Origin of the sequence: Aliisedimentitalea sp. MJ-SS2 (assembly GCF_032586155.1) — a bacterium.
In the GTDB taxonomy this organism is placed as follows: domain Bacteria; phylum Pseudomonadota; class Alphaproteobacteria; order Rhodobacterales; family Rhodobacteraceae; genus JAWHTC01.
Window position 1 is genome coordinate 53,897 of record NZ_JAWHTC010000004.1, and the last position, 25,199, is coordinate 79,095.

A 25,199-nucleotide genomic window follows, 5' to 3' on the forward strand; every position below is an offset into this window, starting at 1 on the left:
GTGGCGCTGTGCTAGACTGCTGTTAACCTTTCATTAACCCCTATTAAGCGAGACTCGACATGAAAAATGACTGGATACTTGATGTTCTCGCGGATCTGAAGGCTTTCGCAAAAGCCAATGGCCTGAAGGCCTTGGCCGAGCAGCTTGAGGACACGTCGCTTGTCGCGGCGGCCGAGATTGCATCCCTTGGGGAAGGGACAACAGGTGGTGCAAGGCCCGAGCAAGGCGAAATTGGAAAAAATCCTGGGGGAATTGGAACGCGCCTCTGAGTTTGATGGGCTTCAGGGTGTTTCCGAAAAGCTTCGGGATCATTTTCAAATTGATCATTTGGTCTATCACTGGGTCAGCAGTTCGGGTGAACAATATGGGTTTGGCACCTATTCCGTGGATTGGCAGCAACGCTATATCGAAAAAGATTACCTGCGCGTAGACCCGGTGATCCAGGGTTGTTTTCAGCGGTTCAACCCGGTGGACTGGAAACGGCTCGACTGGACTGGAAAAGCGGCACGCAGCTTTCAGGCTGAGGCGCTGGAATACGGGGTCGGCAACCAAGGGTATTCCGTACCGATCCGTGGGCCGAATGGGCAGTTCGCTCTGTTTACCGTGTCGCATCATTGCGATGATGAGACATGGGCGGCCTTCACCGAGAAAAACCGTCGCGATCTGATTTTGATTGCGCATTTTTTCAACCACGCGGCATTGCAATTGGAACCCGGGCGTGCGCCGGAACCCGCCCAGACGTTAAGCCCGCGCGAGGTCGACGCGATGACCTTCCTGGCCAAGGGTTATAGCAGGGCACAGGTAGCGGATACCCTGTCGATTTCCGAGCACACCTTACGTGTCTACATAGAATCCGCGCGGTTCAAATTGGGCGCGGTCAACACAACCCAAACTGTCGCGAGGGCCCTTTCGCGCGGATTAATCGTTGTCTGATGGTTAACGCTCCGTTCGTAACTTTCGGAACCTGACAACCGCACTCCCCTTAGTTTTCCTCAATCTGATGCGGAAAGGGGAAAGCGATGCTGCGGTTTATCTATGCAAATGATCTGGGAGTGTTCCCCAAACTGGCCGACACGATGTTTCGCGACCGCGCCGCGCAGTTTCGCGAGCGGTTGGGGTGGGATGTGACCGTAGATACGCAGGGGCACGAGCGGGACGAATATGACAACGAAAACCCGCTCTATGTGATCTGGCAGAACGCTGATGGCGGACATGGCGGCTCGTTCAGGCTGTTGCCAACGACTGGGCCGACCATGGTCAACGATCATTTCACCCATCTGATGAATGGGCGCAGGGTTGAAAGCCCGTTGATTTGGGAATGTACACGGTTCTGTCTGGAAAAAGGAAGCGGACCGCGTGTAGCGGCGGCGCTGATGCTAGGCGGAGGCGGGATCATGGAGCGGTTCGAGATCGAACACTTCATAGGTGTGTTTGATGCGCCGATGACGCGGATTTATTCCAGGATCGGTTCGGCACCAACGGTTTTGGGGGCCGTAGGGCAGGGCCGGGCCAAGACTTCCGTCGGGCTTTGGTCATTCAGCAATGACGCGCGCGCGCGGGTGGCGCGCAGTGCGGGGCTCAGCCCGGCCTTGATCCGGCTGTGGCTCGACCGTTGTTTCGGGCGTGAAATCCAGGCCCGCAAAAGCGCCTGACGATCGCGTTGTGATTGCCGGGGCGGGCCTATAGGGTCTGCCCATGAGCGCATCGGCCATAACCTTTTCCCACGATCAGGCAGAGGCCTTCGATCACATCAGCGAGGCGCTGCGCCCGCTGGGCGTGGACATATCAGATGCGCAGCTGTTGCCCCCCAAGGACGGAAAATCGCTGGTATTGGCAGTGATGGGTAAAGCCGGATCAGGCAAGACGCTTTTGCTGGGCGAATTGTTTAAGGCAATGGCTGAGTGCGGGGTCGAGGTGATCTCAGGCGACTATGAAAGCCGCCGCCGCAAGGAAAAGCGTTCCGTCGCCGTTCTGGCCCCCACCAACAAGGCGGCCAGCGTTTTGCGGATGCAGGGTGTGCCCGCAACAACCATTCACCGCATCATTTATTCGCCGGTTTACGACCCGGAATACGAACGCATCGCCGAATGGTTGGCCGGGGAAAGCGATGAGCGCCCCGAGATCGAAGGCTTGACCGATGTGGCGCTTGACAGGGCCGCGGCGTTCTACAAGATCAACCGCTCGATCCCCGGTGCTCTGGCCGCGGCGGGGTTGCGCGGGTCGGATTTCATAATCGGCTGGAAGCGCCGGGACGAGCCACTGGACATCGGCTTTGTCGATGAAAGCTCGATGCTAGATGACAAGCAATTCGATGACCTGAAAGAGATTTTCCCGATTCTGGTGTTGTTTGGCGATCCGGCACAGTTGGCCCCCGTCAACCAGTCTGGGACAATGGTTTTCGAAAAGCTACCCGAGACGGACAAGCTTGAGTTGCACCGCATCCACCGGCAAGAAGTGACTAACCCGATCCTCGATTTAGCCCACGCGTTGTCGGACCCTGAAGTCGAGTTCGAGGATTTCGAACGTCTGGTGGAAGAGACCGCGCGCAAGGATGATCGCGTGGTCTGGGGTCAGAGGGTCGAGGTTGACCTAATGGCGCGTAGCCCGGTTCTAGTCTGGCGTAATGCCACACGCATTCGGCTGATCAACGCGTTTCGCCATGTGCATGGTGCGCCCGAGGACGCACTTTTGCCGGGGGAACCGCTGATCTGTGATGGGATAGAATTGCCGCTCAAACATCGTAAACGGCGGCTGGACCTCGAAGCACGCGGGCTTATCAAGGGCGCGCAGGTGGTTTATCTTGGGCCAGGCCGCAAACAGGGCTTTTCCCGGTTGCACGTGATCGGGGCGCCCGATCCACGAGTGTCGGCGGCGTCGATTATTAAGATTGAGAAACCGGACGAAGAAGAACCCTTCATCCCCTATGCAGCGCGTATGGGCGCGGCGTTTTTGCATGGTGCGGCCGTGACCATCCATAAGGCGCAAGGCTCGCAATGGGAGAATGTGCAGGTGTTCGCGCCAGACCTCTACGCAGCGGCCCGTATGGGCAGGGTCGAGGCCGGGCAACCCCTGTGGAAGCGGCTGGCCTATGTGGCCATCACCAGGGCGCAAGAACGGCTTTACTGGGTTGTGCGCAACCGCTTGGCTAAGCCGACGCATGCGCTGGCCACAGATGATTTGCACGTGCCGGACGTGCCCTTCGCGCTCGAGATCGAGGACGAGTAGATCAGTTACGCTGGAAAACGCGGAAGAAGGCCGACGCGGCCCAACCAGCGGTAATGGCAATGACCAGCGACATCAATCCATAGATCAGGGGCCGCTCGCGCGACAAGTTGAATAGGAACCGCTCTAGCCCGACTTTCTGGACGTCGATCTTGCTTTCGTAATGCGAGATAACTTCTCCATGACGGGTCAGGAAGATGCGGGTTTTGTAGACCCCTTCGGTCAAGTTCGAAGGCAGTTCCACCGAGGTGCGGAACAGGGTTTGTTCGGCAATGTCGACGGCGCTTTCGTTGAATTGGTAGAGCCCGGATTTGCGCCGAATGCGGATCACCGCCTCGGTAAAGGCTTCGGGGTCTGAAACTTGTGCGCTGCCGCCAACGGATCGGATAGCCTGCGGCACTGAGACGTGATGGCGCAGGTCTTCGGTCTGGTTGAGAATCTCGTCAAACGGGGCCGAGGTGGCGACCGCATAGAAGGCCGGGGCCGAGCTGATTTCCAGCGCGTCGGTATTGATCCAAATGCCGTATTTTTTTTCCTTTCGGCGCACGGTCAGCGGCTCGGATGGGCCCTCGATGGCGACGACCACGCCGATCGGATCATCCACCGGAATTGGTGTGTCGCGCTTGACCGCGCCGAAAATGAGAATATCCGAGCCGTCGAAAGTTGCTGTGATGGCGACGCGGTTCTGGCTGAGGCCAAGGACCACCTGTTCATCGGCGCGGGAAGGAAGGGCGGCCAGAAGAGTCAACGCAAGGGTTAGAATCAACCGCATCTCAATGCCCTCCCGTCGCGCCAAGCGAATAGAGTTCGCCCGGTTGCAGTAGAAGGTCGAGTGCCAGTTTGCCGCAAACCAGGAGCACCATCATTGCCAAGAGGATCCGCAGCTGCTCAGCCTTAAGCTTAACCCCGATGCGGGTTCCGATCTGCGCTCCGATAACGCCGCCGACCAGCAACAGAACCGCCAGCGCCATATCAACGGTATAGTTGGTGGTGGCGTGCAGCAGTGTGGTGAATCCGGTGACGAAGATGATCTGAAACAGCGAGGTTCCGACCACGACTTTGGTTGGCATGCCAAGAAGGTAGATCATCGCTGGCACCATGATGAAGCCACCGCCCACACCCATGATCGCGGCAAGAACGCCCACGGCAACCCCGACGATCAGCGGTGGAATGACTGAGATATAGAGACCTGAAGTGCGGAACCGCATCTTAAACGGCATGGCGTGGACCCAGGTCCGCTGCCGACGTTTGGGCACCGAAAGGGCGCCGGGATTGCGGGCGCGGCGGATAGCGTTCAGGCTTTCGATGAACATCAGCCCGCCAATGATGCCGAGGAAGACGACGTAGCAAAGCTTCACCAGAAGATCGACCTGGCCCATGGATTTCAGGTAGTTGAACAGGACCACTCCAAACGCCGCCCCAACAAGGCCGCCGACAAGCAGTACCGTACCCATCTTGAGGTCTACGGTTTTACGCTTGAGATGCGCCAGAACGCCGGAAAAGGACGAGGCGACGATTTGGTTGGCCTCGGTTGCCACTGCGACAGCGGGGGGGATGCCGATGAAAAACAGAAGCGGCGTCATCAGGAAGCCGCCGCCGACGCCGAACATACCCGACAGAACGCCGACCATCCCGCCCAGACCAAGGAGCAGAAACGCGTTGACGGAAACTTCGGCGATAGGAAGGTAGATATGCATTGCGCTACCTAGCGCCGCTCTTCCTACCTGATCAATGGGGGCAGAGGGCCGATTTCCGGGGCATTTTGGCACAGGCGAGCAAAAACATTATTGAAACGGAATGTTTTCGCTCACAGGTTGGCGAGTTCAGGTCGAATTAGCGTTCCTTCACATAGGGTTCGCCACCGGCGCGCGGCGGGATTGCCTTACCGACGAACCCTGCGAGAATCACCACGGTCAGAATATAGGGCAGGGCCTCCATGAACTGCACCGGGATGACAAAACCGCCTAGGTCGATGTTCTGGAACCGCACCGCGATTGCCTGCAACAGACCAAAGAGCAGCGTTGCCGACAGGGCATACCAGGGCCGCCACTTGGCAAAGATCAAAGCCGCCAGTGCAATGAAACCACGGCCTGCCGTCATGTCCTTGACGAACCCGGCTTGCAGCGCGGTGCCGAGATAGGCGCCAGCGATGCCACACAAAATCCCTGCAATCGCCACGGCAGCAAATCGCAGCCCGATGACCGAAACGCCAGCGGTATCGACCGATTCCGGGTTTTCGCCTACAGCGCGCAGGCGCAGCCCGAAACGGGTGCGGAAAAGGAGCCACCAGGTGAAGGGCACGGCGGCGAATGCGATATAGACTAGCACTGTGTGGCCAGAGAGTAGCTCGTGATAGATCGGCCCGAGAAGAGGAATACCGCTAAGGGTCTCGGCAAGGGGCAGGTCAATGGGGTTGAACCGCGCGTCGCCCTGCAAAGACGGGGTACGACCACCCTGTTTGAACCAACTCTGCGCAACCACAACGGTCATACCCGCAGCCAGAAAGTTGATCGCCACGCCGGAAATCAGCTGGTTGCCCCGGAAGGTGATCGAGGCCAGCCCGTGGATTGCCGAAAGCACCATGGACGAGGCAATGCCAGCCAGCAGTCCCAGCCAGGCGCTGCCCGTCACGAATGCCACGGCAGCCGAGAAGAACGCCGCCATCAGCATCTTGCCTTCGAGTCCGATGTCGAAAATGCCCGCTCGTTCCGAATAAAGCCCGGCCAGGCAGGCCAGAAGCAGCGGCGTGGCTAGACGCACTGTGCTGTCGAGCACCAGAAGAAGGGTGTTGAGGTCCATCAGTTTGGCTCCTTCTTGTGCAACGCCAGGAAGAGCCGTTCAAGCGGCATCCGCACCATGTTGTCGAGCGCTCCGGTAAACAGGATCACCAGCGCCTGGATCACCACGATCAGTTCGCGCGGGATCGAGGTCCAGAAGGCGAGTTCCGCCCCGCCCTGGTAGAGGAAGCCAAAGAGAAGCGCCGCGATGAACACGCCCACCGGGTGGTTGCGCCCCATCAGCGCCACGGCAATGCCGATGAAGCCCGCGCCCTCGGTCGAGTTCAGCACCAGCCGTTCGGCCTCGCCCTGGGTGGTGTTCACGGCCATTAGCCCTGCCAATGCGCCCGAGATCAGCATGGCAATGATGGTGATCTTGACCCCCGAGATGCCGGCATAGTTTGCGGCGGTCTCTGAATGGCCGAAACTGCGGATTTCAAAGCCCAGCCGTGTGCGCCAGATCAGCAACCAGACGAAGATGCAGGCGAGGATGGCGAGGAAAAAGCTGACATTGGCAGGGGCGCTTTTGAACAGGGTGGTGGTCTCGGTCGAGAACATGTCCTGGAATGTTGGTAGATGGGTAGGTTCGGGGAACTTCGGCGTGGCCGGGTCCATTGAGCCCTTGGCAATCAGCACATTAACCAAAAGGTAGTTCAGCACCGAAAATGCGATGTAGTTGAACATGATCGTGGTGATCACGATATGGCTGCCGCGCTTGGCCTGCAGATAGGCCGGGATCAAGGCCCAGGCCGCACCGAACAGAGCCCCGCCCACCGTCGCGCCGATCAGCGCCAGCGTCCAGTGTGGCCACGGGATGTAAAGACAGACGAGCGCCACGCCCAAACCGCCCAGCATTGCCTGACCCTCGCCGCCAATGTTGAACATTCTCGCATGGAAGGCGACAGCGACAGCAAGGCCGGTGAACATGAAATTGGTTGCGTAATAAAGTGTATAGCCCCACCCGGCGCTGCGCATCAGCGCGCCATCAACCATCAGTTTGAAGGCCTTAACGGGGCTTTCGCCAATCGCCAGGATGACGACGGCCGACAGGATCGCGGCCAATACAAGGCTGAAAAGGGGGACAAGGACCGCGTCGGCCCATCTCGGCATCTTTTCCATCAGGCGGCCTCTCCGTTGATCCCGGCCATCAACAGGCCTAATTCCTTTTCGTCCGTCTCAGAGGGTAGGCGTTCGCCCATGATCAGGCCATCGAACATCACCGCGATGCGGTCGGACATCGACATGATTTCATCAAGCTCAACCGAAACCAGCAGGATCGCCTTGCCTGCATCGCGCAGGGCAATGATCTGTTGGTGAATAAACTCGATCGCGCCTATGTCGACGCCACGTGTCGGTTGCCCAACCAAAAGAAGGTCCGGGTTGCGTTCGATCTCGCGTGCCAGCACGATTTTTTGCTGGTTGCCGCCTGAGAAGCTCTTGGCGGTGAGGCGTGGATTGGGAGGGCGGACGTCGAAGCGTTCCATTTTCTCTTGGGCCAGCCGGGTGATGCCGGAATTGTCCATCAGGAAACGGTTCGATTGGTATTCGTCGTCATGGTGATAGCCAAAGATCATGTTCTCCCAGGCGTGGAAATCCATGATCAGCCCTTCGCGCTGGCGGTCCTCGGGAACATGGGCAATGCCTCGCGCCCGGCGCGATTGCCCATCGGAAAACTTTCCTGTCAGGTCAATCTCTTGGCCGTTGATCCTGATCGAACCAGTGCCAGAACACATGCCGCCCAGAACTTCCAGAAGTTCGGATTGACCATTTCCGGACACCCCCGCGATGCCAAGGATTTCCCCGGCGCGCACGTTGAGCGACACACCCTTGAGCCGTTCGACCCCGGCCTCGTCCGTGACCCGCAGGTTTTCAACCGACAGGACCTCGACACCAGGGTTTGCTGGGGCCTTGTCGACACGCAGAAGCACCTTGCGTCCGACCATCAGCTCGGCCAATTCCTCAGGGGAGGTATCAGAGGTCTTGACCGTCGCGGTCATCTCGCCCCGGCGCATCACGCTGACAGTGTCGGTGATATCCATGATCTCGCGCAGTTTATGGGTGATCAGGATGATGGTTTTACCCTCTTCCTTGAGCCGGGCAAGAATGCGGAACAATTGAGCGGCCTCGGCCGGGGTCAGAACGCCGGTGGGCTCGTCAAGGATCAGGATCTGGGCTTCGCGGTAGAGCGCCTTGAGGATCTCGACCCGCTGCTGCTGGCCGACACCGATTTCCTCGACCACGGCGTCAGGATCGACTTCCAGTCCGTATTCCTGTTCCAGCTCGATCAGCGTCTTGCGGGCCTTGGCCAGAGAGGGTTTTAAGAACTTGCCGTCCTCTGCGCCCAGAATGATGTTTTCCAGTACGGTGAAATTCTGCACCAGTTTGAAATGCTGGAACACCATGCCAATGCCGGCGGCAATCGCGGCCTGGCTGTCGGGGATAACCGTGTGGTTTCCGTTGATGAATATCTCACCCTTGTCGGCTTTGTAGAAGCCATAGAGTATTGACATCAAAGTGGATTTCCCAGCGCCGTTTTCGCCGATAATGCCGTGGATCGTGCCCGGCATTACTCGGATGGAAATGTCCTTGTTGGCTTGAACTGGACCGAAGGCCTTGGAGATGCCTTTCAGCTCAATCGCCGGTTCCGTCACTTGTGCTCTGCTCACGTTTGCCCCCGCCTCACGTGTTATGCAAAAGGCCGCACCAGATATCTGGCGCGGCCCCGTTGTTTATTAGGTCTTAGAAATCATGCGCCGGGCAACTGTCATTGGCGTAGTAGCTGACCACTTCCAGATCGCCCGAAATGATCTTGGCGCGGGCTTCTTCAACCGCCGCCGCCATCTCGTCGCTGACCAGCGGGGCGTTGTTTTCGTCCATGGCATATCCGACACCATCCTCCGCGAGGCCAAGGGTTTTCGAGCCCGTTTCAAGATCGGCCCCAGCCTTCATCGCCTCGTATACTGCCACGTCAACGCGCTTCAGCATTGAGGTCAGAACCTTGCCCGGGTGCAGGTGGTTCTGGTTACTGTCCACACCGATCGACAGGATGTTTTCATCCGCGGCTGTTTGTAGCACACCCACACCGGTGCCACCGGCGGCGGCATAAATCACGTCAGCGCCCTGACCGATCTGGGCCTTGGTCAATTCCGAACCCTTTACCGGGTCGTTCCAGGCGGCAGGGGTGGTGCCGGTCATGTTAGCGATGATGGCGATGTCGGGGTTTACCGCCTTGGCGCCCTGGGCGTAACCGCAGCCGAAATGACGGATCAGCGGAATGTCCATGCCGCCAATAAAGCCGATGGTGCCCGATTTCGACGCCATCGCCGCCATCATACCCACAAGGTAAGAGCCCTGATGTTCCTGGAAGCCGATCATCAACACGTTGTCGGGAATTTCGGGAATCCAGCCGTCGATATTGACGAATTTGGTGTCGGGATAGTCGCCCGCCACGGTTTCAACCGGGGTGGCAAAGGCAAAGCCGGTGGTAATCACTGGGTTGGCACCAGCTTCGGCGAAACGGCGCAGGGCCTGCTCGCGTTGGGCTTCGGACTGAAGCTCGATTTCAAAGAACTTGCCGCCGGTTTCATTGGCCCAGCGTTCGGCGCCGCGGAAGGCCGCCTCGTTGAAGGATTTGTCGAATTTGCCACCGAGATCGAAGATCAAGGCGGGGTCGGCCATTGCGGCACCGGCAGTTACGGCCAATGCGGTAGCCGTGCCCATGAGTTTTTTCATCAGGGTCATTGGTTTCTCCCTATTGGTTAAAGACGGGTGGCAGGCATAAGGCCCGGGTCACCCCACAAGCGAGCAGATCAGGTTTGATCACCTCCGATTTAGGACGGAGTCGCCATGCGGGGTCAACAGGAAACTGGGGTTAGGCCGGTAAGGGGCGTACCATGACAAGAGCATCGGCCCGGGTGCCGTCGCGTAAGGTGTAATAGGCTGGGCGGGTTGCGATAATGGTGAACCCGGCGTGTTTGTAGAGGGCGACCGCGGTATCATTACGCTGGTCAACCTCGAGAAAGGCTTCCGTCGCGCCCATGTGCGTGGCCTGGTTCAGGAAATCGGTCAGCCGCGCCCGACCAAGACCCTTGCGTTGGTGGGCGGGATCGGTGGCAAGCGTCAGAAGTTCGGCCTCACCGGCGACGGCGCGGCCAAGGGCAAAGCTGTGCGGGCCGATGCAGAGAAAGACATGCGGGCTGTCAAGAAGGCTGGTGAATTCCTCGGCCGTCCATGGGCGTTGGCGGGTGAAGGCCAGAGCGTGTAGGATGGCGAGGTCCTCAGGTGTCATCGGACAAGATGACCGGCGGAGGGGTTTTCGATGGTGCCGCGTCAGCGGGACGGACATAGAGGGGGGCAGGTGGCGTTTGTCCTTCGCCGCGGGCGGCAATACGGGCTATATTAGCGGCCAGTGTTGCGGCGGGTGGGGGTGTAAGGAGCGGAAGCCCGTGGTCCTGTGCCGTCTCGGCGGGGGCCAGAGTCGGTTCACTGCCAGGAAGACGCAAGTAAACCTGATTGCGCGGGGCGGGGACGATTGGCAGGCAGGCACCGTCATGGTTCAGCACAGTTGCATCGAAGGTGGTGATGCCTCGTGCCGGGATATCCAGGGCAAGCGCCAGGCCACGGGCGGCCGAGACTGAAATGCGGATACCCGTAAAATTGCCGGGGCCGATACCGACACTGATTGCGGTGAGATCACGCCAGTTTCTGCCATGTGCCGCGAGCAGGTCTTCGAGCATCGGCATTAGGTGTTCCGCCTGTCCTCGGCCCATCTCTTGCGCAGTCTGTCCAAGGATCGCGTCCCCGTCCAGCAACGCGGCAGCACAGTGGGCGCCAGAGGTATCAAAGCCCAGAACCAGTGTCATACCTGCCCCCGGCTCGCGGCATTGAGCGCATCTCGCCCCGTGGCATCGGCGCGGGGCAGGCCATCGTCGGTGTGCAGCCATGGCAGGGCGAAACCGGCGTGGCAATGCAGGGATGGCGGTAGGTCGGCTGCCTGATCCAGAATCCCGAGCGGCACAAATGTTTGCCCAGGCAGGTACTCGAAAGTGGCAGCAACGGGTGAGCCGCAGGCAGCGCAAAACCAGCGCATCACGCCGCGTGTATGGGAGACCGGCTGAGGTTCGGGCATGAGATCAAGGGTACCTGATGCAAAACCCGCGAAAGCAGGAGCCGGGGCACCGGTCCAACGTTTGCAATCCTTGCAATGGCAGTAAGTCACGATCTGGGGCGGGGTCGTCGCCGCGATGGACACGGACCCGCAATAGCACCGCCCCGTAACCGTGGCGTCAGACGGCAACCGGGCGGACCTCGGTCACTTCGGGGATATAGTGGCGCAGGAGGTTCTCGATGCCCATTTTTAGGGTCAGGGTCGAGGACGGGCAGCCTGCGCAGGCACCCTGCATGTGCAGATAGACAACCCCGGCATCAAAGCCGTGGAAGGTGATGTCGCCACCATCCTGCGCTACGGCTGGGCGCACACGGGTATCAAGCAACACTTTGATCTGGTTAATGATTGCGCTGTCTTCGCCGGTATCTTCGCTGTGGCCGCCTGCGGCCTCGGCTCCGGCAGTGATAACCGGAGCGCCTGATTGGAAATGCTCCATGATCGCGCCAAGGATGGCGGGTTTCGCGTGGTCCCAATCCATGTCGTCGGACTTGGTCACGGTGACGAAATCACCGCCAAGAAACACGCCGGTTACACCGGCCACGGCAAAGACGCGTGCCGCCAGCGGCGAGGTCTCTTCGCCCACGGCTTCGGGGAAATCGGCGGTGCCGGTTTCCATCACCCGCTGACCGGGCAGGAATTTCAGCGTTGCCGGGTTCGGCGTGGATTCGGTTTGGATGAACATGGCTGCATTTCCTTATCGCTTTGGTCAGATATGCAAATGCACATCGCAAATGTCAATATTCTTGGAACGATTCTAAACCGTCAAACCTGTTCGTGGGCCGGTTTGGTGATCGCTTCGAGACGCTCTTTCGACATGTCTTCGGGCACTACTGTGATTGGCACTGGCAGGGAACCAGCCTGCCGCATCAATGCAGTCAGGATCGGACCCGGGCCGCCCTTGTCGGCCGAAGCACCGAGAACCAGCAGGCCGATTTCACTACTTTCGCGGGTGCGTTTGAGAATTTCTTCGAGCATGTCGCCCTCGCGGATTACAAGCCGCGGATCGATGTCATGTTTCTCGCGCATCCATTTGGCAAAGACCTCGAAATGGGCGTGGATGCGTTCCTTGGCCTCTTCGCGCATCAACGTGCCAACGCCAAGCCAGTGGTTGAATTCCTCGGGCGGAATCACCCCGAGGATCTCCACGTCAGCGCCGGTGTGTTGCGCCCGCATGGCGGCAAACCGCATGGCGTTGAGGCATTCGCGGCTGTCATCCAGCACGACCATGAATTTGCGCATTTCCTACGGCTCCTTCGAGTTTCGCGCGATCATGACGCAGTGCGAAATGGCTTACAACGGGTCAGAAGCGCGCGGGCGCTCAGCCGTTCGATGCGGCCCAGTCCCAGTACATTTCGCGTACCCGGCGGGTGACCGGTCCGACTTGGTATTGGGTGTCGTCGAAGGCAGTCACCGGTGTGACCTTGGCCATGTTGCCGGACAGGAAAATCTCGTCCGCGGCGTGGAAATCCTCGAAGCTGAGCACAGTCTCGTGGACTTTGACTCCTTCGGAGGCGAAGTTCGAAATGTGGCGTGCGCGGGTGATGCCAGCCAGGAAGGTGCCATTGGCGATCGGGGTAAAGATCTCGCCATCCTTGACCATGAAGACATTGGCGGTGGCGGTTTCGGCCACGTTGCCGACGGCGTCGGCCACCAGCGCGTTGCCAAAACCCTTGGCACGGGCCTCTTTGATCATACGGGCATTGTTGGGATAGAGGCAGCCGGCTTTGGCGTTGACCACCGCATCTTCGAGTACCGGACGGCGGAACCGGGTTTGAGTGAGCGTGGTGGAGGCCGATGCATCAGCCATCGGCACGGCCTCGAGCGCGATAGCGAAACCGGTCTTGTCTGGGTCCGGGGCAATGGCGGACATCGACATGTCACCGTCAATCGCCCAATACATTGGGCGGATATAGACGGCTTGGGATTTATCAAACATCTCAAGGCCTTCGCGGATGATTTCGACCATCTTGTCAGTCGCGGTCGTCGGGGTCATCATCAGCGCCTCGGCCGAGCGGTTGACGCGGGCGCAATGGGCGTCGAGGTCCGGTGCCAGCCCGTCGAACCAGCGCGCGCCGTCAAACACCGTGGTGCCCAGCCAAGCGCCGTGATCGGCGGCGCGGATCACAACCGGGTTGCCGTCGTGCCAGGTGCCTTCGAAATAGGTTTTGATATTGCCGCTGATCGCCATGTGAATTCTCCCGTGCTCCGGGCGGGAGGTTAGGGGGCGTTTCGGCGGGGGTAAAGGGTAAGGTGCGTGAAATCACGCACCCTACGAGGTTAACAATTGGTTAACGCACCATCCCCACGATTTCGTAGGTCTGTTCCAGGATCGGCGCAGCAATGGCGCGGGCGCGTTCGGAACCGCGGTGCAGGATGGCGTCAATCTCGCTTGTGTCCTGCATCAGCCGGGCCATTTCGCCCGAGATCGGGGCGAGTTTTTCCACGGCGAGCTCCGAAAGCATCGGCTTGAACTCGGAAAACTGCTTGCCGCCAACGTCGCGCAGCACGTCATCAACGCTTGTTTCCGACAATGCGGCATAGATGTTAACAAGATTTCGAGCTTCAGGGCGCTCTTCCAAACCCTTGGCCTCGGACGGCAATGCTTCGGGGTCGGTCTTGGCTTTGCGGATCTTTTTGGCGATCGTGTCGGCATCGTCGGTCATGTTGATGCGACTGGCGGCCGAGGGATCGGATTTCGACATTTTCTTCGACCCGTCCCGCAGCGACATCACACGGGTGGCCGCGCCTTCGATCACCGGCTCGGTTACGGGGAAGAAATCAACCTTGTAGTCGTGGTTGAACTTCATCGCGATGTCGCGGGTCAGCTCAAGGTGTTGTTTCTGATCATCGCCGACCGGGACATGAGTGGCGTGATAGATCAGGATGTCAGCGGCCATCAGCGAGGGGTAGGCGAACAGGCCCAGCGAGGCGTTCTGCGCGTTCTTGCCCGCCTTGTCCTTCCATTGGGTCATGCGTTGCATCCAACCCATGCGGGCAACGCAATTGAAGATCCAGGCCAGTTGGGCATGTTCGGGTACCTGAGACTGATTGAAAAGAATGGATTTTTCGGGATCGAGACCGGCAGCGATGAAGCCCGCGGCAAGTTCGCGCGTGGCATTGCGCAGATCGGTCGGGTCCTGCCAGACGGTGATGGCGTGCAAATCAACCATGCAGTAGATGGTTTCGATGCCCTGATCCTGCATCGTCACAAAGCGTTTGAGTGCGCCAAGATAGTTGCCAAGATGCAGGTCGCCCGAGGGCTGGATTCCGGAAAAGACACGCGGTTGGAAGGCGGTCTCGGACATGGGATGTTCTCCGTCTGGATTTATGGGTGCGGCTGGCTTACCCATGGGGGCAAGCGCCGTCAAGCAAACGGGCAAGCAATGGGCGCAAGGAGACGAGTGATGAGCAGCGACCCCAATATCAGCCCGGTCAACCCGGTCAGTCCGCCGGTTGTGCTGTTCTTCCTGGTGATGCTGGGGATAGAGTTTGCCTTTACCCTTGGAAACCAGGGGCTTGTCGGCGGACCTGCGGCGGTGGGATGGCGCGCGGGTGCGGTGCAGGACTATGCGTTCAATGGCGCGGTGTTCGAGCTGATGTGGCAGCACGGGCGATGGCCTGCGGAGCATGTCATGCGGTTCGTGACCTACCTGTTTGTACATTGGTCGTTCATCCACATGATCGTGGCCGGCGTCATGCTTCTGGCGCTAGGCAAGTTCGTGGGCGAGGTGTTTGCCTGGTGGGCGGTAGCGATTGTATTTCTTGGGTCGGGCATTGGCGGGGCACTGGTCTGGGCGGTTTTTGCTAATGATCCCGGATACTTGGTTGGAGCGTTCCCGGGGGTTTACGGGCTGATTGGGGCGTTTTCCTACGTGCTGTGGCTGAAGCTGGGGGAAAAGGGAGCACCGCGCGCAAGAGCGTTCACGCTGATCGGCTTTTTGATGTTTATCCAGTTGGTTTTCGGGATTCTTTTCGGCGCCAGAACCAATTGGGTGGCGGATCTGTCCGGGTTTGGCTGGGGGTTTCTTCTGTCCTTCGTGGTCAGCCCCGGTGGCTGGTTTAGGCTGCGGGACAGGCTGCGGCAGCGATAAATCTGTACGGTGTTAACTTTTGAAATTAACCGAGAATTAAGGGGCTGGAATCCGTCTGGCACCTGTCGGGTATCCGTCGGGCGAATCCTGACGATTTTTCGAGACGGCCGTTCGTTACCCCACCGGGCGTTGCGTCGAAAATGACCGAAACCTTGCGTGACCGCGCGTTCAACCTCTGCGACGTAAGCTCTGGCGCAACTCGTACATGTTGAAGGCGCCGAGAAGGCGACCGATCAGGAAGTAGCTGACCATGCCCGAGCCGACGAGGATCAGGAGGGCGAGGTAGCGCCAGCCCGGTTCCATGATGATTGGCCCGAGAAGAAGGTTCACGCCGGCCAACACTGCGCCCATGACGATGGAGGCGGCGATGATGCGCCAGATGCGCTTGTGAAAGCGGGCGTCGAACCGGGCGACCTCGCCCATGGGGCGCGCACCGCGGGCCAGCATCCAGACCATGGCCCAGCCTGCGATCGTGGTGGCGATGGCTGGGGCGATCCAGCCAAGGCTGTCGAGCAGGATGTAGAGCCCGACGGCCAGCACCGCGTTGATCAGCATGGCCCAGAGCGCAAATCGGAACGGGGTGCGGGTATCCTCGCGGGCGAAGTAGAGTGGTTGCAGGACCTTCTGCATAACGAAGGCGGGCAGGCCAAAGCCGTAGATCGCGGTGGCGAGCGCGATGGCGGCGCTGTCATCGGCAGTTTGCTGACCGCGCTCGAACAGGACGCTGACCAGAGGCAGGGGGATGACCATAAGGGCGACGGCAGAAGGGATGGTGAGCGCCAGCGAGATTTCGGCGGCGCGCGAGAGGCCATGACGCGAGCCTTCGTGGTCGCCATCGCGCAGGCGGCGCGACAGGTCGGGCAGAAGAACGATGCCGACGGCGATGCCAACCACGCCAAGGGGCAGTTGGTACAGCCGGTCTGCGGCGAAGAGCCAGCTGACGGCGGATTCGGTGCGCGAGGCCACCTGTTGGCCGACAAGCAGGTTGATCTGCATGACGCCGGAGGACAGGGCTGCCGGAATCGCCACCACGACAAGGTGTTTCATTTCCGGCGACCAACGCGGGCGACCGGGGCGGATCGACACGCCGGCGCGCGACGCGGCCACCCAGACAAGGGTGAGCTGGGCGATCCCGGCTATCGGCACGGTCCAGACCAGCCAGGTGATGATGCTTTGATCCAGCAGGGCGGCGCTGGCCATGGCGATGATGACGAAAATATTCAGAAGCACTGGTGCTGCGGCGGCGGCGGCAAATCGGCCCGTGGCGTTCAGCACGCCGGAGAACAGCGCCGAGAGCGACATGAAGACGATGTAAGGAAAGACGATGCGGCCATAGCCGACGGTCAGGTCGAAGCGGCCATCGGCAGTATAGCCTTCGGCCGTGGCCCAGACGAAAGCGGGCATGAAAATCATCGCCAGCGCAGTGAGAGTGAGAACGATGAACGCCAACCCGTTGAACGCCTGGTTGGCAAAGCCCTGCGGATCCTCGCCCGCCTCGTAGCGTTTTGAAAACATCGGTACGAAGGCAGCGTTGAACGCGCCCTCGGCAAAGAAACGGCGGAACATGTTGGGCAGGCGGAAGGCGGCGACAAAGGCATCCATCACCGGCCCCGGACCGATGAAGGCGAGGATCATGATCTCGCGCACGAAGCCGAGGATGCGGCTGAGCAGGGTCCAGACGCCAACGGTCAGAAAGCCGGAGATGAGGCGGATGGGTTTCATGGCTGCTCATGCCTTTGGTGGGCCTGTCTTTGCACCCGTTATAGCCGGTTGCGCGGCGAGGGGGAATGGCGGGATTTCGGGTCGTGGAGCATCGGTCAGGGGTAAGGCGCGCGCGGCTTGAATACTGTGTCGAAATACCTCATTGGATATGCAGTGAATGCGGTGGCCAATGGGCGACGAATTGCACGCATTTGAATCAGAAAAACAAAGGACATGGACGTATGGCATCTTACTTGAAATCGACACCGAACGCGGACGGTTTTTTCGGCGACTATGGCGGGGCGATGCTGCCGCCGCCTTTGGAGCCGCATTTCAAGGAGATCCGCGAGGCCTATGACCGGATTTCGAAATCGGCCGAGTTCATTCGTGACCTGCGTTATATCCGCAAGCATTTTCAGGGCCGCCCGACGCCGATTTCCTATTTCAAGAACTTGTCGGACATGCTGGGCGGGGCGCAGATCTATGCCAAGCGTGAAGATCTGAACCACACCGGCGCGCACAAGCTGAACCACTGCATGGCCGAGGGGTTGCTGGCCAAGCATATGGGCAAGACCAAGCTGATGGCGGAAACCGGCGCTGGGCAGCACGGCGTGGCGCTCGCTACGGCGGCGGCCTATTTCGGCATGGAATGCGAAATTCACATGGGCGAGATCGACATCGAGAAAGAAGCGCCGAATGTCACGCGGATGAAGCTGCTTGGTGCGACGGTGGTGCCGGTGGGCTTTGGTGGGCGGTCGCTGAAAGAAGCGGTCGACAGCGCCTTCCAGGCGTACGTGCCACAGGCCGATACGGCCTTGTTTGCCATCGGCTCGGTTGTGGGGCCGCATCCGTTCCCGATGATGGTGCGTGACTTCCAGCATATCGTTGGCATCGAGGCGCGCGAGCAGTTCCTGGAGATGACCGGCGGTCTGCCAGACATGGTGGCGGCCTGTGTCGGTGGCGGGTCGAACGCGATGGGTCTGTTTTCGGGCTTTATCGACGATGAAGACGTGTCGCTGCACGGGGTCGAGCCGCTGGGCACCTCGTCCAAGCTGGGCGATCATGCGGCCACGATTACTTTCGGTGAAGATGGCGACATTCACGGCTTCCGCACCATGGTGTTGAAGGATGAGGCGGGCGAGCCGGCGCCGGTGCATACCGTAGCCTCGGGGCTGGATTACCCTGGTGTTGGCCCGGAACACGCGCATCTCTATCGCACCGGCAAGGCCAACTATTCCGCCGCCGATGACAAAGAGGCGCTGAAGGCGTTTTACGACCTGAGCCGCCATGAAGGGATCATTCCAGCGTTGGAAAGCGCCCACGCTTTGGCTTTTGCTATGCGTGAGGCACCCAAGAATCCGGGCAAATCGATCCTGATCAACCTGTCGGGCCGCGGTGACAAGGATATCGACTATGTCACCGAGACCTTCGGTTTTGGCGAAGACTGAACCTGTCATTTTTTGACACCGAAACGCCGTCCCGGGGTACGGGGCGGCGTTTTCCTTTGGCTGGCTGACGCGGCGGAACGGAGGAAATGGCTTGCCTGAGCAACTGGGTAACGGACAGGCTGGGGCAGGACATGGGAGGTGCCGCGATGTTGCAGGCTTTTCTGAAGTTGCTGGCCGTGAGCGTTGGCGTGGGACTCGCCTACATTCTGATCTGGCCGGTACCGATTGATCCGGTGGCCTGGGAGGCACCGGAGAACAAGGGGTATTCAGGAGATTTTTCCCCCAATGAGCGGTTGGCGGGGGTGAGGCGGATCGGGCTGGGGGCGCATGTGGGCCCCGAAGACATCACCTTTGGGCCCGAGGGGAGGCTTTACATCCCGACCCATGACGGCGCGATCCTGAGATATGATGCCGTCAGCGGCGCCGTGGAAGAGTTTGCCCATACTGGTGGGCGACCGCTGGGCGTGGAGTTTGATCGCGATGGTACGCTTTTCGTTGCCGACGCTTATCGCGGGCTGCTCAAGGTGGAACTGAGCGGTGAGGTCACTGTTCTGGCCGATACGACCGTGGACGGATCGTCGATCGACTATGCCGATGATGTGGATATCGGGGCGGATGGCATGGTTTATTTCTCGGATGCTTCGGTGAAATTCGGGGCCAAGGCCAATGGCGGCACCTTGCCCGCCTCGCTTCTGGACCTGATGGAGCATGGGCCGAACGGGCGGGTGTTGAAATATGACCCCGCCAGCGGCGAGACGAGCGTGCTTCTGGATGGATTGAGTTTTGCCAATGGGATCGCGCTTACGGCGGATGGCGCGCATCTTCTGGTGGTCGAGACCGGCACCTATTCGGTGCTGAAACTGCCGGTCGCTGGGGGGGAACCCACGCGGATCGTCGAGAACCTGCCGGGTTTCCCGGACAATATCAATCGCAACCCGGATGGAACGTTCTGGGTCGGTCTGGTCAGCCCGCGCTCGGAAGCGGCCGATGCGTTGTCGGGCAAACCGTTCCTGCGCAAGGTGGTGCAGCGGCTGCCCGCGTCGATCCGGCCCAAGCCGCAGCGCTATGGGTTTGTTTTGCGGATCGATGAGACGGGCAAGGTATTGGAGACGATGCAGGACCCGTCTGGCGATTATGCCCTGACCACGGGGATGATCGAGGCAGAGGACGGGAGGCGGTACGTATCCAGCCTGACCGAGCCGGATTTGGGGGTGTTGGCGGCGGACTAGCGGGAAATGCCAAACCGGACGTTCGACGCAGCCTGCAACGATGGCCGCAAAGCGGGACCAAGCAGACTTTGAGCGAACGGCAGACATTGGCACAAACGGTTAAAAAAACGAGGATCATAATACTGATTCACCGTCCAAGCGGCATACTACGGTCTTGCTCTTTCATATCGTGAATTTGCAAAAAAACGGGAACATCGGCGCCCTCAATCCCCCCAAGTGATTTTGCCGCTGCATATCGTCACGACCGCCCTAGCTTGATCCAAATCCTCGATTTCGGAAGTTTCAAGGTCGCGATCCATGACGACGATGTCCGCGAACAGCCCTGCCTTCAGGCATCCGAGGGTTTTCTCGCGATGCCCTGCATACGCCCCTCCGGCGGTGTAGCCGTGCAGGGCTTGCCTGAGTGTCGAAGCATGTGAAGGGTGGCCAGGATGCCAGGCCTTGCGCGTTACCGCAGCCTTGACCCCGCGCATGGGGTTTACGTCGGAGACTGGCCAGTCAGAGGCAAATGCAATGGGTACTCCCTCAGCTCGCAGATAGCTCACCGGAAAAGCCCAGGGCCAGCGCTCCTCGCCGACATGGCTGACCCAGGGTTCCAGCGGAAAATCCATCGCTCCGGGTGGGTGCGGAGGTTGCATAGACGCCACCACTCCCAGTTCCCTAAACCGGCGCAGATCATCCGGATGCAGCACCTCAATATGTTCGATTCGGTGCCGACTGTCTCGCTTGCCGTTGACCCGCGCGGCGGCCTCGTATCCATCCAGCACACGCCGAACCGCCCCGTCGCCAATCGCATGCACGGAAATCTGCAGACCCCGTCGATCGGCCTCGATACACGCGGCGTTGAACCGCTCTGCCGAATGCAGCGGGTCGCCGCGCCAGCCCGGAATGTCGGCGTAGTCCTCGACCATCACCGCCGTGGCACTGTCGATCACCCCGTCCATGAACATCTTGACCCGGTTGGCACTCAGCCGATCGGTGGCGAACTCTTTGGCCAGCACACTGGCCTCTTCCAAGCTTTCAATGGGTTTAGCCGGGGTCAAGTGAAACGGCACCTCGATCCGGCAGTCCAGATTGCCGCGCCCTTCGATCTCTTGCAGCAGGTCGAGCTGATAGCGGTTGCCATCCATATTGTGCAGGCTGGTGAACCCATACGAAGCACACAGCCGCAACCCTTCCTCCAGCACTGCGATGTCATCGGCCCGCTCCGCGGCGGTTGGCGGCGTTTCAGGTTCCTCCCCATGCAGCCCCAGATTTTCGCGCCCGCCGGACGAGCGCAGTGCCATCACCGGCGCCTGTGCCTCACCTTCGCGCAACTCCCCTGCGGCGAACCCGTTATCGTCCATGACGATTTCATTGCCGGGCGGCAGATCACGCCCCTGCAATATCCCGGCTTTGCGCAGTGCTATCGTGTTGGCCCAGGCCGTATGGTGGTCCCCAGCGACCAGAAGCAACGGACGTTCCTCCAACACCTCGTCCAACATTTGCCGCGTCGTCATCACCCCCTCGCCAAACAGGTTGTAATCCGCTGCCTTGCAAATCAGCAGCGCCTCGTTGGGGTTCTCTTTGGCATAGGCCTGCACTTTGTCGCGCAATGCAGGCAGACCCTGCACACCATCAAGCTGCAAAAGTCTTAGACCGAATGCTCCGGCAAACAGATGCAAATGTGCCTCAACCATGCCCGGCATCACCGTCGCGCCCTGGGCATCAACCCGTCGTGCCGTTGGGCTGGCCAGCCCGATTATGTCGTTATTTGATCCGACTGCCACGATCCGGTTGCCTGAGACCGCCACCGCCTCGGCTCGGGGCATGCCCGCATCCATGGTCAGAACCCGACCGTTCAAAATCACCAGTTCAGCCCCACTCATTGCGACTCCTCCGTATTTGCCAGCGGTGAATGAGCCGCGAATCCCGGGTCAAAGAACAACGCCACCATAGTGTCGACATCCTGACGCAAGGCGCCGAAATGCGTCTGCAGCGTCATCGAGTCATCCTTGATGAATTCGAAATATCGCACCGTCCAGCGGTCGAAAAACAACTGCGCCACGAGGCCCAGATCGCTGATGTCGCCGCGGCTGAGCACGACGTCGTAGTCGCTCATGAAGCTGTTAACCAGTTTCATGAGCTCATTGTCGGAAACCGCGAATTGTCTTCCAAAGTCCGAATCCGGCCGCCGGATGTTGGTCGCCTCGGCATAACGCCACACCCGCTTGCCCGCGATCTGAAGGGTATTCTCGGTAAACTCGCACAGGAACTCGCCCAACGCCTGAGCAAAGGGAATCCCGGTTTTTCTGGGCAGGCTCATATGATCCCTGCGTTTCTGTCTTGTGCCCTCAAAGATCAAGGAATGCAGGATATTTTCCTTTGACCCGAAATAGTTGAACACCGTTGGCGGCGACACGCCAGCCCTCTCGGCAATCGCGGCCATAGTTGCGGCCTCGACCCCGTCGCGGGCAAAAAGATGCTCGGCGCTGCGCAGTATTTCCTGTCGCCGTCGCGCCTTTTTGCGCCCACGCAAACCGGTGGCGTTTGCCTGCGTTGCGGATGCCGGGGTATCGGGCAATGCCTGAACCTTTCCTGAAAAAACCTTTAGTCCTCTAAAATTTTTTATTGACGGAAGACTTTTTGTCAATGTCTTATTGACCCAATCGAGCCGCGTGGACTGGATTCGGGGGAAGCTAAGGTTGCTTGAAAAATGATCGAGATCGGGAACACGACAAAAGTTTTCGGCAGCGGAGAGACTGCGTTCACCGCCCTGCGCGATGTCAACGCCACAATTCAGGGCAATGAGTTCTTCACACTTCTGGGCCCATCGGGCTGTGGCAAGACCACCCTTTTACGTCTGATTGCCGGGTTCGAGCCCCCCACCATGGGATCAATCAAGCTTGGTGGCCGCGATATCTCGCGGCTTCCACCGAACCAACGCCCGGTCAACACCGTGTTTCAGAACTACGCTTTGTTCCCGCACATGAGCGTGGCCCAGAACATCGCCTTCGGACTTGAGATGCTGGGCAAACCCAAATCCGAAATCCAAAGCACCACCGACGAGATGCTGCGCCTCGTGCAGATGGAAGAGCTGAAGGACCGCCGCACCAGCGAGATCTCGGGTGGTCAGCAACAGCGGGTGGCATTGGCCCGCGCTCTTGCCCCTCATCCCGAAGTTCTCTTGCTCGATGAACCGCTCAGCGCGCTTGATCTGAAACTGCGCAAGGAAATGCAGATCGAACTCAAACGCCTGCAGAACGAAACCGGCATCACCTTCGTGTTCGTCACCCACGATCAGGAAGAGGCGCTGACCATGTCCGACCGCATTGCGGTGATGAATGCAGGTGAAATCCTGCAAGTCGGCAGCCCGCGCGAAATCTACGAGCGCCCCTCGCAACGTTTCGTTGCTAATTTTATCGGTGAATCGAATTTCCTCGATGCCGACCTCAAGGGCGGCACTGTTACCCTCGCGGATGGCAGCACGTTCTCTGTCGATGTGCCCGAAGGCGTCGCTGATGGCCATGTCAATGTGCTGGTCCGCCCCGAGCATACCTCGGCGCGAGCCGGAGAACCGGGTGAGGGCGAGATTGCAGCCACCATCGACACGATCGTTTACTCCGGCGAGGCCACAACCGTGCACCTGCGCCTTGCCAGTGGCGAACCTCTGAAGTCACGCATGGGCAACACCCCGCAAGGCAGCACCGATCTGCCCGGCGAAGGCGGTAACGTCGCCGTCACCATCGCGCCCGGCGCAATCACGGTTCTGAGGGACTGAGAATGTCGGACGCCACCTATAAACCCGGCGAATTAGAGGCCGAAGCCCGCGCAGCCGATAATCGCCATCGCTGGTTGTTGTCGCTGCCGGCGATGTTGCTGATCATTTTTGCCGCCGCCGGGCCATTGCTGGTGATGGTGGTCTATTCCTTCCTCGCCCCGGGCGATTACGGCAACGTCAAATGGGAGTTCTCGCTCGAAGGCTGGATGAACACCGTCATCCAGCGCGACATCTTTGATGACACGCTGATCTGGGCCGATGCGCATCTGTCAATTTTCTGGCGTTCATTGTCCTTGTCGCTGATCACCACGGTTCTGACCCTGCTGTTCGGCTTGCCCACCGCGTGGTTTATCGCCACCCAGCCGTCGGGCAAGCGCGAATTCTGGCTCTATCTGATCACCGTGCCGTTCTGGGCCAATCTTCTGGTGCGCACAATCGCCATTCAAGAGTTGATCCGGTCGGAAGGGGTGATCAACCTGGTTCTTTTGAAACTCGGCCTCATCGACGCCCCAATCCAGATGATGTTCACCAATTTTGCCATTGGATTCGGCATGACCTATGTCTACCTGCCGCTGATGGTGCTGCCGATCTATGCCTCGGTCGACAAGCTTGATTTCCGGCTGGTCGAGGCCGCGCATGACCTTTACGCCAGCCGCTGGACTGCGTTCCGTCGGGTGATCCTGCCGCTAATCAAACCGGGTATCATTGCCGGGTCGATCCTCGTCTTCATCCCCTCGCTTGGCGCCTATGTCACCCCGCGTGTGTTGGGCGGCGGCAAGAACCTGATGTTTGGCAACCTGATCGAGCTGCAATTCGGACAAGGCCGCAATTGGCCGCTGGGTGCAGCGCTGTCACTGATGCTGATGGCCGCCGTAATGGTCGCGCTGATCTGGTATGTCCGCGTCACCAGCCGGGAGCAGGCCGATGGCTGATTTTCCAAAACCCCGCAAAGGATATTCGGTCCGCACCCTTCCCGGTTTCGCCGTGGTTGCGATTTTCACCCTGTTCGTGCTTTACGCCCCGATCATGATCTTGGTGGTGTATTCGTTCAACGACGGATCGTCGCTGGCGATCTGGGAAGGGTTCAGCCTGCGCTGGTATCAGCAGGCCGCCGCCAACGAGGCGGTGCAGGATGCCGCCGTCCGCTCGCTTTTCCTTGCCATCTCGGCAGCTTCCGTTGCCACCGTCGCCGCCACCATGGCCGCGCTGGCCACCACGCGCACCCGGCACTTCCCAGGCCGAACAATGATCTATGCGCTGATCAACCAACCGCTGATGGTGCCCGAAATCGTCACCGCCGTGGCGCTTCTGATCGTGTTTGCCGCCGTCAAGGTTTGGACCGGGCATACATCGATGATCTACCTGATCGTTGCCCACACCGCGTTTTGCGTGCCTTTTGCGTATCTTCCCATACGGGCCCGTCTGGAAACCATGGACACATCGCTGGAAACGGCGGCGCAGGATCTTTATGCCTCGCGCTGGCTGACCTTCCGTCGTGTCACTTTGCCGTTGATGTGGCCCGGCATCGTCGCTGGTCTGATGCTGGCATTCGTGATCTCGCTCGATGATGTGGTGATCACCGAGTTCGTCAAATCCGCCGGACAGGACACCCTGCCGACCTACATGCTGGGCCAGTTGCGTCGCGTCGTGACCCCTGAGGTCAACGCTATTTCCACCGTCATTCTGTTCGCCGGGGCGATCCTGGTGGCACTGTTTTTCCGCCTGACCAACCGACGAGGGTGATCAGGCATCCCAAGGCCAACCCGGCCGTCAGAGCCGGGCAAGACAAACGAAACCAACAAGG

Annotated in this window: 26 protein-coding genes; 10 read left to right on the forward strand and 16 right to left on the reverse strand. The window is 59.6% G+C overall.

Annotated elements, in window-relative coordinates; genetic code table 11:
• Positions 1 to 59 precede the first annotated feature (59 nt).
• The 4 genes from RXV86_RS15405 to RXV86_RS15420 all read left to right on the forward strand — a co-directional run bounded on the left by RXV86_RS15405 (position 60) and on the right by RXV86_RS15420 (position 3,225).
• Positions 60 to 269: a hypothetical protein gene (locus RXV86_RS15405; protein ID WP_316301143.1), complete on the forward strand. Its 210-nt coding sequence runs from the start codon at positions 60 to 62 to the stop codon at positions 267 to 269.
• A complete protein-coding gene (locus tag RXV86_RS15410) occupies positions 253 to 933 on the forward strand; it encodes an autoinducer binding domain-containing protein (protein ID WP_316301144.1) in 681 nt (226 codons plus the stop codon). Before RXV86_RS15405 ends, RXV86_RS15410 begins: the two co-directional genes overlap by 17 nt.
• A gap of 86 nt (positions 934 to 1,019) precedes the next feature.
• Positions 1,020 to 1,652, forward strand: a complete 633-nt coding sequence (locus RXV86_RS15415; protein WP_316301145.1) for an acyl-homoserine-lactone synthase — start codon at positions 1,020 to 1,022, stop codon at positions 1,650 to 1,652.
• 43 nt (positions 1,653 to 1,695) lie between these two features.
• Positions 1,696 to 3,225 carry an AAA family ATPase gene (locus tag RXV86_RS15420; protein ID WP_316301146.1) on the forward strand — a complete coding sequence of 510 codons (1,530 nt, stop codon included), beginning with the start codon at positions 1,696 to 1,698 and terminating at the stop codon, positions 3,223 to 3,225.
• A gap of 1 nt (position 3,226) precedes the next feature.
• Here the strand turns inward: RXV86_RS15420 and RXV86_RS15425 are convergent, their stop codons facing one another.
• The 13 genes from RXV86_RS15425 to trpS form a co-directional block, all read right to left on the reverse strand.
• Positions 3,227 to 3,994 carry a TIGR02186 family protein gene (locus tag RXV86_RS15425; RefSeq protein ID WP_316301147.1) on the reverse strand — a complete coding sequence of 256 codons (768 nt, stop codon included), beginning with the start codon at positions 3,992 to 3,994 and terminating at the stop codon, positions 3,227 to 3,229.
• A 1-nt stretch (position 3,995) separates the two neighbouring features.
• Positions 3,996 to 4,919, reverse strand: a complete 924-nt coding sequence (locus tag RXV86_RS15430; protein WP_316301148.1) for a sulfite exporter TauE/SafE family protein — start codon at positions 4,917 to 4,919, stop codon at positions 3,996 to 3,998.
• A gap of 136 nt (positions 4,920 to 5,055) precedes the next feature.
• Positions 5,056 to 6,021 carry an ABC transporter permease gene (locus RXV86_RS15435; protein ID WP_316301149.1) on the reverse strand — a complete coding sequence of 322 codons (966 nt, stop codon included), beginning with the start codon at positions 6,019 to 6,021 and terminating at the stop codon, positions 5,056 to 5,058.
• The gene (locus RXV86_RS15440) at positions 6,021 to 7,118 is read right to left on the reverse strand and encodes an ABC transporter permease (RefSeq protein WP_316301150.1); all 1,098 of its coding nucleotides are present in this window, start codon (positions 7,116 to 7,118) and stop codon (positions 6,021 to 6,023) included. Before RXV86_RS15440 ends, RXV86_RS15435 begins: the two co-directional genes overlap by 1 nt.
• Complete coding sequence (locus RXV86_RS15445) at positions 7,118 to 8,665, reverse strand: ABC transporter ATP-binding protein (protein ID WP_316301151.1); 1,548 nt, start codon at positions 8,663 to 8,665, stop codon at positions 7,118 to 7,120. Before RXV86_RS15445 ends, RXV86_RS15440 begins: the two co-directional genes overlap by 1 nt.
• A 73-nt stretch (positions 8,666 to 8,738) precedes the next feature.
• A complete protein-coding gene (locus RXV86_RS15450) occupies positions 8,739 to 9,740 on the reverse strand; it encodes a BMP family ABC transporter substrate-binding protein (RefSeq protein ID WP_316301152.1) in 1,002 nt (333 codons plus the stop codon).
• 130 nt (positions 9,741 to 9,870) lie between these two features.
• Entirely contained in the window at positions 9,871 to 10,287 is a 417-nt protein-coding gene (locus RXV86_RS15455) for a GNAT family N-acetyltransferase (RefSeq protein ID WP_316301153.1), read from the reverse strand.
• Positions 10,277 to 10,861 carry a tRNA (adenosine(37)-N6)-threonylcarbamoyltransferase complex dimerization subunit type 1 TsaB gene (tsaB, locus tag RXV86_RS15460; RefSeq protein WP_316301154.1) on the reverse strand — a complete coding sequence of 195 codons (585 nt, stop codon included), beginning with the start codon at positions 10,859 to 10,861 and terminating at the stop codon, positions 10,277 to 10,279. Before tsaB ends, RXV86_RS15455 begins: the two co-directional genes overlap by 11 nt.
• On the reverse strand, positions 10,858 to 11,250 hold the full coding sequence (locus RXV86_RS15465; RefSeq protein WP_316301155.1) for a GFA family protein: 393 nt from the start codon (positions 11,248 to 11,250) through the stop codon (positions 10,858 to 10,860). Before RXV86_RS15465 ends, tsaB begins: the two co-directional genes overlap by 4 nt.
• Positions 11,251 to 11,284: 34 nt before the next feature.
• The gene (locus tag RXV86_RS15470) at positions 11,285 to 11,848 is read right to left on the reverse strand and encodes a NifU family protein (RefSeq protein WP_316301156.1); all 564 of its coding nucleotides are present in this window, start codon (positions 11,846 to 11,848) and stop codon (positions 11,285 to 11,287) included.
• A gap of 80 nt (positions 11,849 to 11,928) precedes the next feature.
• On the reverse strand, positions 11,929 to 12,405 hold the full coding sequence (locus RXV86_RS15475; RefSeq protein ID WP_316301157.1) for a universal stress protein: 477 nt from the start codon (positions 12,403 to 12,405) through the stop codon (positions 11,929 to 11,931).
• 79 nt (positions 12,406 to 12,484) lie between these two features.
• Complete coding sequence (locus RXV86_RS15480; protein ID WP_316301159.1) at positions 12,485 to 13,354, reverse strand: branched-chain amino acid aminotransferase; 870 nt, start codon at positions 13,352 to 13,354, stop codon at positions 12,485 to 12,487.
• 100 nt (positions 13,355 to 13,454) lie between these two features.
• Positions 13,455 to 14,471, reverse strand: a complete 1,017-nt coding sequence (gene trpS, locus RXV86_RS15485) for a tryptophan--tRNA ligase (protein ID WP_316301161.1) — start codon at positions 14,469 to 14,471, stop codon at positions 13,455 to 13,457.
• Between the two features lie 99 nt (positions 14,472 to 14,570).
• Between trpS and RXV86_RS15490 the strand changes: the two genes are divergently transcribed.
• The gene (locus RXV86_RS15490; protein ID WP_316301162.1) at positions 14,571 to 15,257 is read left to right on the forward strand and encodes a rhomboid family intramembrane serine protease; all 687 of its coding nucleotides are present in this window, start codon (positions 14,571 to 14,573) and stop codon (positions 15,255 to 15,257) included.
• Positions 15,258 to 15,425: 168 nt separating this feature from the next.
• On the opposite strand, the gene murJ is transcribed toward RXV86_RS15490, so the two are convergent.
• Positions 15,426 to 16,979, reverse strand: a complete 1,554-nt coding sequence (gene murJ / locus RXV86_RS15495; RefSeq protein WP_316301163.1) for a murein biosynthesis integral membrane protein MurJ — start codon at positions 16,977 to 16,979, stop codon at positions 15,426 to 15,428.
• Positions 16,980 to 17,200: 221 nt separating this feature from the next.
• Between murJ and trpB the strand changes: the two genes are divergently transcribed.
• Together trpB and RXV86_RS15505 are read left to right on the forward strand one after the other, a co-directional pair.
• The gene (trpB, locus tag RXV86_RS15500; protein ID WP_316301164.1) at positions 17,201 to 18,406 is read left to right on the forward strand and encodes a tryptophan synthase subunit beta; all 1,206 of its coding nucleotides are present in this window, start codon (positions 17,201 to 17,203) and stop codon (positions 18,404 to 18,406) included.
• Positions 18,407 to 18,492: 86 nt separating this feature from the next.
• Positions 18,493 to 19,635, forward strand: coding sequence for an SMP-30/gluconolactonase/LRE family protein (locus tag RXV86_RS15505; protein ID WP_316301165.1), 1,143 nt, complete (start codon positions 18,493 to 18,495; stop codon positions 19,633 to 19,635).
• Positions 19,636 to 19,838: 203 nt separating this feature from the next.
• Here the strand turns inward: RXV86_RS15505 and RXV86_RS15510 are convergent, their stop codons facing one another.
• Positions 19,839 to 21,503: an amidohydrolase gene (locus RXV86_RS15510; protein WP_316301166.1), complete on the reverse strand. Its 1,665-nt coding sequence runs from the start codon at positions 21,501 to 21,503 to the stop codon at positions 19,839 to 19,841.
• Positions 21,500 to 22,198 carry a TetR/AcrR family transcriptional regulator gene (locus RXV86_RS15515; protein WP_316301167.1) on the reverse strand — a complete coding sequence of 233 codons (699 nt, stop codon included), beginning with the start codon at positions 22,196 to 22,198 and terminating at the stop codon, positions 21,500 to 21,502. Before RXV86_RS15515 ends, RXV86_RS15510 begins: the two co-directional genes overlap by 4 nt.
• A gap of 132 nt (positions 22,199 to 22,330) precedes the next feature.
• On the opposite strand from RXV86_RS15515, the gene RXV86_RS15520 reads away from it, so the two are divergent.
• Genes RXV86_RS15520 through RXV86_RS15530 form a run of 3 tightly spaced genes read left to right on the forward strand, consistent with a single transcriptional unit; the run spans position 22,331 to position 25,138 of the window.
• Positions 22,331 to 23,395, forward strand: a complete 1,065-nt coding sequence (locus RXV86_RS15520) for an ABC transporter ATP-binding protein (protein WP_316301168.1) — start codon at positions 22,331 to 22,333, stop codon at positions 23,393 to 23,395.
• Positions 23,396 to 23,397: 2 nt separating this feature from the next.
• Positions 23,398 to 24,327, forward strand: a complete 930-nt coding sequence (locus RXV86_RS15525) for an ABC transporter permease (RefSeq protein ID WP_316301169.1) — start codon at positions 23,398 to 23,400, stop codon at positions 24,325 to 24,327.
• Positions 24,320 to 25,138, forward strand: coding sequence for an ABC transporter permease (locus tag RXV86_RS15530; protein ID WP_316301170.1), 819 nt, complete (start codon positions 24,320 to 24,322; stop codon positions 25,136 to 25,138). The genes RXV86_RS15525 and RXV86_RS15530 overlap by 8 nt, the downstream gene beginning before the upstream one ends.
• Positions 25,139 to 25,199 lie beyond the last annotated feature (61 nt).